The following is a 6,962-nucleotide window of genomic DNA, read 5'->3' on the forward strand; positions in this document are numbered from 1 at the left end:
TAAATTATAGGTGCAATCGCGGCTGTGACCTTCGAAAACATGGATGTTTTCGCAGAGCGCCCATGGATGGGTTTACAGCGTGTCACAGAAGTGATTGCACTTATAATTTAACTCTCTCCGATTAGACTTTATTTAGTGCTGCAGAAAAAATAATATGCGGCGCGCCAATAATCGCTATGGTATAAAAACTGCGCTAGCGCTCAGTTTAGATTGGCAATGTCTTCAATAGGGTACGCCCTAGCACTGATGCTGAAATGGGTTCAAACACCTAAGTCATTCGGATTGCATTGATGGCGGCCTTCTTTGCTAAACACAAAGGTTAACCGCGGTATAAAGGCTGGACTGTAAGGACTGTTTGGCTAAAAAAGATCCATAAAAAAACCGAGACAAGGAACATAGGTTCATTGTCTCGGTTTAGAGTGTTCTAACGGGTTAGAAAGGTTTCGGGAGCATGCTGAAACCTTTTTATTTTATAAACTAATAAACTAATAAACTAATAAACTGTCATTTATCTCAATAAAAACGCAAAATAATAGCGTTTTTTATTATTGGAGGTTGCCCCTATTTTACCAGAGACTTAGCATACTTGAACGATTCATGGCGCTCCTGACTAAACCAATTACTTATGAAACTAGAATCAGGGTTTTTACTAGATGCTGCCTGATTCAGTTTATATCCCATATTAGTCTTTAGAGCAGCATTTGCTACCACTTTTGTATTTTGGATTGTTTGATTATTCGCTTTCATTGCCATTCTCCGTTGCATAATCCCTGTCATCAGCAGATTCCTGAGTATCTATATAACCAAAACGAGTGATGTAATTATCAGCTGATGACAAATATATCGCAAGTAGCTTCACTATCATAGTCATAAAAGGCAAATCTCGTTGTTCATCGAACTGTTCTGGTAGAGCACTCGTCAACACTAAAACGCCTAAAGGTTTTATGCCATTATCGACATTGCCATCGTCATCGCACTTCATTATAGGCATAGATAAGAAACTTTTGTAGTTATCTGAATCACCGTTGTGCTGATTTGTGATTAACTCACTGCTCTTGGTAATGTCGGGGCATAACTTAACTGCCTTATGAAGAAATGCTAACCCAACGTGGCCAATTCCAGGTTTCCATCGTCTATTCCTCTGGGGTAATCGACTATCACAATCACGATGGACAATACCCAGGAAGTCTTCGTCATCATTATAAAAATACAGTGCAATATTATATTTACTTTCAGATATATACTTAAATAACTCCTCACGTTCCAAGATTAATGGATACATGATTGCACTTAGATGTTGCCCGAACATTTCCCAAAAATCATTCTCTTGCAACAGTTCTTTATCTAATGCTTTCTGAGTTGCGAGATCAAACTGTCCAACTGCTGCATCGGTAGCATGGGTAACCATTCTCAATACTGATATCTGGGTTGAATGCAAATTGCTGAGCTCCCGATACCCCCATTTATATTTTGCCAATTCATCTCTCAGTGCGTGAAAATCATCATTTAACTCTATCGCATGAGAATATAAAGAGTATTTGCTACTGTTTTTATGCAATACGTAGGACGCAAATATGTGCACAAATAAAAAAACGAATGACATTAACCAAATAAAAAACGGAACAACATTTTCCTCTTTTATACTAAAATAATAGTTCACCCCAAAACCAATCAAGACAGGAGCCACTAAGGTGACCCAAGTATTAGAAAAAAAAGTACTTTTACTAATAACGTGATCTGATAAGTGATTATTATTCTTAGCAACACTTAAAAAGTGCTTCAACCTTTCCTTAGGCATGTATGATCCTGTGTATTTACAAAGAAATGAATAATACTTAGAACACCGTTAAATGAAAAGCGCTACTTAATAGTCACTCTGAGGGATTACTCAACAATCAAAACAACTTTCTTTGATTCTTCGCCACAAACGCCGCTCTTTGTTCTGCAATGATCTGGCTGACTCGACGCTCAGTAGGACCATAATCCCTTACTAATTTTTCTAGGTTATTGGCTTAAAATTAGCGCCAAATAAGTATCTGTCAGGATCTCTTTGCGACGTTTAACATTAGGAATGTACATGTCACAGCCACCTAAATAGGTACTAAGGGTGGTGGTTAGTGCTTCGCTAACTACTACTGAGTTGGCACTTTATTGCCAACTAGAGTTATGAATATAAGCTTTGCAGAGTAATGGCTTACGCTTAATGAAGTCTTCACGTTCGTCTGATTTTAGAGTTTGCAAAGTTTCTAGCACTTGCTCTGGCTTTGCCTCCTCGGTGTTTAACAAATTTATTTTCTATCAAACTGTCAAAAACTACTGGAATTCAATTACGATAGCCAATGAATAAACTGTTTTTGATTTTTGCTTATATGACACTACAAAAGCGGCTCAATCGAAGATAGTAGAGACACAGGTGCAATCGCGGCTGTGACCATCGAAAACATCGATGTTTTCGCACAGCGCCCAGTGATGGGTTTACAGCGTGTCACGGAAGTGATTGCACTTGGGGAGCAAAACTGGGCAAGCATGCACTCGGGCATTGCTAAACAATATACTTTTTGGAACAACAATAACCCGTTCAGATGTGGCGGCGGGCCTTGAACCCTTGTCCATAAAAAAATCCCTGCTGGCATTGCTGCCTGCAGGGATTTTTTGTTAATCAGCCTCAAGCTGATTAATGGTCACATATAACGACTAGTTCAATCGTTATTAGCTTTGTTTTTTAACAAACTTCGATTTCAGCATCATTTGGCCATTGCCATCCACTTTACAATCGATGTCGTGGTCGCCGTCGACAAAATGGTTGATCACTGCTTTAGTGCCAACTTTAAGCACGAGTGATGAACCTTTTACTTTAAGGTCTTTGATTAAGGTGACTTTGTCGCCTTCTGCTAATAAGTTGCCGTTGGCATCTTTTAAAATGATAGCGTCTGGATCAACCACTTCTTCATTTGGGTTCCACTCATTGGCGCATTCTGGGCAAATTAATAATGTGCCGTCTGAATAAGCGTACGGAGACTCACATTTTGGGCATGGCGGGATTACATCACTCATATCTTTACTCTCTGTGTTCTTGGCAGTTGTCGAACACGTTAACAGCGCTAATACGCAGTTCGACAGGCTTTATCGATTGGCGTGAGGTAGAAAAGTATCTACCCTGCCGAATATTGTAATGACATTATAATGCTATTATCACAAATTGACTACCCTAGGGTGATAAACCAGCTGATCCACTCATCTGCTAACGCAACGATTGGGATTACCACTAACGTCACTAATAGCCTAACAATAGGCGAATTGAAGCTTAGCTTTTTACCTGCGGATTAGGGCGACTTTGATTGTCAGCAAAACTCACATCATGCTTTTCGAGATATTCGCGAATAAGCTGACGGGTGACTTGTGATGGGGTGAGATCTTGCGCAGCACACAATTGTTCAAATGCCTGCTTCTTTAGCGGGTCCATTAATACAGTAAAACGTGCAGTTTTATTTTCCACAGTGGGCTAGCCTTTCATTACGACATGATAATTTGATTATAATCCAGTGTGTGGCTAAAGACCATATTCTGGATTTTTTATTCGCCGTACGATTAGCTAGAGCCATTAGCTTGGGGCATTCACCCGAGTTAAGAAACAACTAGGTTAAACCTAATGATGCCTTAGCCCGAGTGTGTTTATCTGTTACACAATGCTCGCTAAACGGGGTAACAACGCTTTAAAACTCGGTCTAGTTGATGCACTATGCTGCAAGCAATCTTGCACTAACTGGCGCAACATTGTCGCTTGTGGTGTGTTTGGGTTATCGATGAGGTTTAGCATGTCATCGACCAAATAACCAAATGCCCTCACCTCAATCGCTTGCATTAATTGCAAATGCTGTGGGGTAAACTGTTTTAAATTTGAGGCGGCGCCAAAGTCACCAAACAATACGCTATCTTGGGTATTTATCATGATGTTGTGGGCATAGATATCGCCATGGCTAATCCCATTTTGATGAAAATGAGCCAAAATATCAGCCATTTGGCTGGCAATATAAGTTATGCGAGCCCAAGTAAATACGGTTTGCGCTTCAAAGGTGTCGCGGCTACAGGTTTGCAACGACGGCGGCAAACCTAAATTGCCATAGCTTGGCGGGATAAGTTGCATCACTAAACCCAGTTGCTCTGGTTGATTAATTTGTGCCACGACATTGATTAAATTTGGATGTTCACCAGCGGTTAAGCAGCAATCAAGCTCATCTGCAGGGTAACCATCGCTGGTCACCATGCCCTTAAACAACTTAATCGCAACATCAGTCTGGCAGCTAAAGCTTGCCTCATCTGATTGTTCAGCATGGTGAGTGGCTTGGTAAATCAGTCCAGATGCGCCCTGCCCGAGTAACTGACCTAAAGTAAACTGGCTTAATGGCACTACAGGTACGCGAGTATTATCGCAATGTTCAACATGACTGAACGCGTTACCTGCAAAGGCTAACCAGGCTAAGTTAGGTAACTCAAATAACCAATGTGGTAAAGCGGTAAGCTGGTTAGCCGATAATCGGATCAGGGCTAATTGATGGCAGTTTGCCATGCTATTAGGTAATGCTGTTAATCGGTTACCCGCAAGCGCAAGCTTTTCGAGCCGATGACATTGACCTAAACTGTCTGGCAATTGCTCAATTTGGTTATCGGTTAAAATTAACCAACGGGTTTGTTTTGGGATGGATGCTTCCGGTACGGTGCGAATTTGATTGGCTTTAAAACCTATCATTTCGAGCTTTGGACACTGACCTAATACAGCTGGAAGATGTTCAAATAGGTTATTCGACACAAACAAGATTTTAAGTTGATGTAAATCGGCAAGGTTATCTGGCAACGACGACAACTGGTTATTGCTAAGATCGAGTACTTCTAGGGTATCGGCTAATTCAAACAGTTTTGTAGGAAATTGCGTAAGTTGTTCAGCGATACTGACCCGTTGATAACCCAGTAACAAACCATCATTTAATTGTTGCAGTGTCTGCATCATGTTTCTCTTTACCGAAAATTGTCGCCATAGTAATAGACTGCATCCACGGAGACAAATTTCTGCTAAATTTTTACCAAAAAAAACCACAGCAGTAGCTGTGGTCAAAACGGAGGCTAAAAAACACAAATTGGGGTTGATAATTTTAGCGCCATTTCTAGTACATCAAGTACGGCTTAGAAATGGATTCCTACACACTAGGTTACTAACCTCCATTGACGTTAGTAACCTAAAACAACAAATAACGTTAAATCAGTTCCGCTAACATGCTGTCGGCGTATGTCACTAATTCGCCGCCATCACGCACTTTTGCCACGTAATCTGGATTGGCAATAAATGGACGGCCAATTGCCAACAAATCAAATTTGTTGTCGGCTATGGCTGCACTGCCCGTTTCCGCGGTATAGCTACCGACACCCACTAAGGTGCCAGTATAAACACTGCGCAAATAGGTCGATATATTGCCGCCTAAGTAATCAAACTGCATTGAGTCGTCAAAAATACCACCATGTAAAAACGCTAAATGGCGTTTAGCCAACTCAGGTAATAAATAGTCAAACACATCACGGTCGCGTGGATCGGCGGCCATATTAAAATAGGCACCAGGAGAAACTCGAATAGCGGTGCGATCTGCGCCAATTGTGGCAACCACAGCATCAACAACTTCTAAAGCAAAGCGTGACATGTTTGCCGGAGTTTGGCCGTATTCGTCTTCACGGCGATTGTTGTCATGATGCAAAAATTGGTCAATTAAATAGCCATTCGCTGCATGAATTTCAACGCCGTCAAAGCCAGCATCAATCGCATTTGCCGCTGCTTGAGCATAATCAACCACTAACTGCTTAATATCATCTAAGGTGGCCGCTTTTGGTGTTTGATAAACGAGTTCGCGCATTCTAGGCACTGTGCCTTCAACCGCTTGTGCAGAAGAAGAAAGTACATCACCACCATCGAAAAAATGTGGGTGTGCTACACGGCCAGTGTGCCAAAGTTGAGCAAAGATTTTACCGCCACTTTTATGCACGGCATCGGTCACTTTACGCCAACCGTCAATTTGAGCTGGAGTAAATAAGCCAGGGGTGTTTGGGTAGCCTTGAGCATCGGGGCGGATAATTGTCGCTTCACTGATAATTAAACCAGCTTCAGCTCGGCGAGCATAGTAATCAACCATCTTCAGTGTTGGCACAAGGTCATCATCCGCCATACAACGCGTTAATGGTGCCATTAAAATCTTGTTTGATAATGTTAAGGTGTCATTGAGTTTGTAAGGGGTAAATAAACTGGCCGTCATGTGGTTAACTCCATTCTTGAATAAGCGTTCAAGATTAATCGTATTTGAATAGACATTCAAGTATTTTTTGAATAGTCGGTAAAATTTAGTTAGACTCAAGTGTGATGAGTTATCACGCTTTGTTGTTGACCAGAAGTGACCAGATATGAGACACGCTGAATTTAATAGAGAAACTGTTTTACGTGCTGCTATGAGCACCTTTTTAGTGAATGGATTCGCTAAAACCAGCATGCAAGATCTCACTAAAGCAACGGGACTACATCCGGGTTCAATTTACTGTGCCTTTGATAATAAAAAAGGCTTATTTATTGCTGCAATTGAGCAATATCAACAAGATCGCAGTAAGCAATTTGAGCAGCTATTTGCCAATGATGATTCAGCGGTAGACAACTTAGGTGCATATTTAGCCCTAATCGTACAAGAATGTTTAAGCTGCGATGCGACCCAGTCGTGCTTACTAACCAAGTCACTCAGTGAAATGGGCGAGCAAGACGAACAAATTAGACTTATGGCCTGTGAATTTTTGCAGCTGTGGCAGCAGTCGTTAGCTCAAGTATTTGATACAGCAAAAAAACAAAAGTTAATCGCACAAGACAGCGACAGTCAGTTTTTAGCGCAATATTTGGTGATGGGAATATACGGTTTAAGAACGGTGGCTCGTACAGAACC

At 41.3% G+C, this 6,962-nt stretch carries 7 protein-coding genes and 1 pseudogene; 1 reads left to right on the top strand and 7 read right to left on the bottom strand.

Annotated elements, in window-relative coordinates:
* Positions 1-561: 561 nt before the first annotated feature.
* From H5185_RS20450 to H5185_RS20480, 7 genes and pseudogenes are all read right to left on the bottom strand, one after another.
* Positions 562-747: a hypothetical protein gene (locus tag H5185_RS20450; RefSeq protein WP_182743023.1), complete on the bottom strand. Its 186-nt coding sequence runs from the start codon at positions 745-747 to the stop codon at positions 562-564.
* Positions 734-1,798 carry a GAF domain-containing protein gene (locus H5185_RS20455; RefSeq protein ID WP_182743024.1) on the bottom strand — a complete coding sequence of 355 codons (1,065 nt, stop codon included), beginning with the start codon at positions 1,796-1,798 and terminating at the stop codon, positions 734-736. Before H5185_RS20455 ends, H5185_RS20450 begins: the two co-directional genes overlap by 14 nt.
* 97 nt (positions 1,799-1,895) lie before the next feature.
* Positions 1,896-1,958, bottom strand: a pseudogene (locus tag H5185_RS23115) (transcriptional regulator); the annotation flags it as partial.
* Positions 1,959-2,709: 751 nt separating this feature from the next.
* Positions 2,710-3,054, bottom strand: coding sequence for a zinc ribbon domain-containing protein YjdM (locus H5185_RS20465; protein ID WP_011636566.1), 345 nt, complete (start codon positions 3,052-3,054; stop codon positions 2,710-2,712).
* A gap of 250 nt (positions 3,055-3,304) precedes the next feature.
* Positions 3,305-3,496, bottom strand: a complete 192-nt coding sequence (locus H5185_RS20470; RefSeq protein ID WP_101085561.1) for a CopG family transcriptional regulator — start codon at positions 3,494-3,496, stop codon at positions 3,305-3,307.
* Positions 3,497-3,679: 183 nt separating this feature from the next.
* Positions 3,680-5,002, bottom strand: coding sequence for a leucine-rich repeat-containing protein kinase family protein (locus tag H5185_RS20475; protein WP_259396269.1), 1,323 nt, complete (start codon positions 5,000-5,002; stop codon positions 3,680-3,682).
* A 247-nt stretch (positions 5,003-5,249) separates the two neighbouring features.
* Positions 5,250-6,293: an alkene reductase gene (locus H5185_RS20480; RefSeq protein WP_182743026.1), complete on the bottom strand. Its 1,044-nt coding sequence runs from the start codon at positions 6,291-6,293 to the stop codon at positions 5,250-5,252.
* Between the two features lie 145 nt (positions 6,294-6,438).
* Between H5185_RS20480 and H5185_RS20485 the strand changes: the two genes are divergently transcribed.
* The coding region (locus H5185_RS20485) for a TetR/AcrR family transcriptional regulator (RefSeq protein WP_182743027.1) at positions 6,439-6,962 on the top strand (524 nt) is incomplete at its 3' end.

The organism is Shewanella sp. SG44-6 (assembly GCF_014164185.1).
Taxonomy (GTDB): Bacteria; Pseudomonadota; Gammaproteobacteria; order Enterobacterales; family Shewanellaceae; genus Shewanella; species Shewanella vesiculosa.

Excerpts from the sequence above, each read along its gene's own strand:
- H5185_RS20475 (WP_259396269.1), bottom strand. The coding sequence starts at position 5,002 with ATGCAGACACTGCAACAATTAAATGATGGTTTGTTACTGGGTTATCAA.
- H5185_RS20465 (WP_011636566.1), bottom strand. The coding sequence starts at position 3,054 with ATGAGTGATGTAATCCCGCCATGCCCAAAATGTGAGTCTCCGTACGCT.
- H5185_RS20455 (WP_182743024.1), bottom strand. The coding sequence starts at position 1,798 with ATGCCTAAGGAAAGGTTGAAGCACTTTTTAAGTGTTGCTAAGAATAAT.
- H5185_RS20450 (WP_182743023.1), bottom strand. The coding sequence starts at position 747 with ATGAAAGCGAATAATCAAACAATCCAAAATACAAAAGTGGTAGCAAAT.
- H5185_RS20480 (WP_182743026.1), bottom strand. The coding sequence starts at position 6,293 with ATGACGGCCAGTTTATTTACCCCTTACAAACTCAATGACACCTTAACA.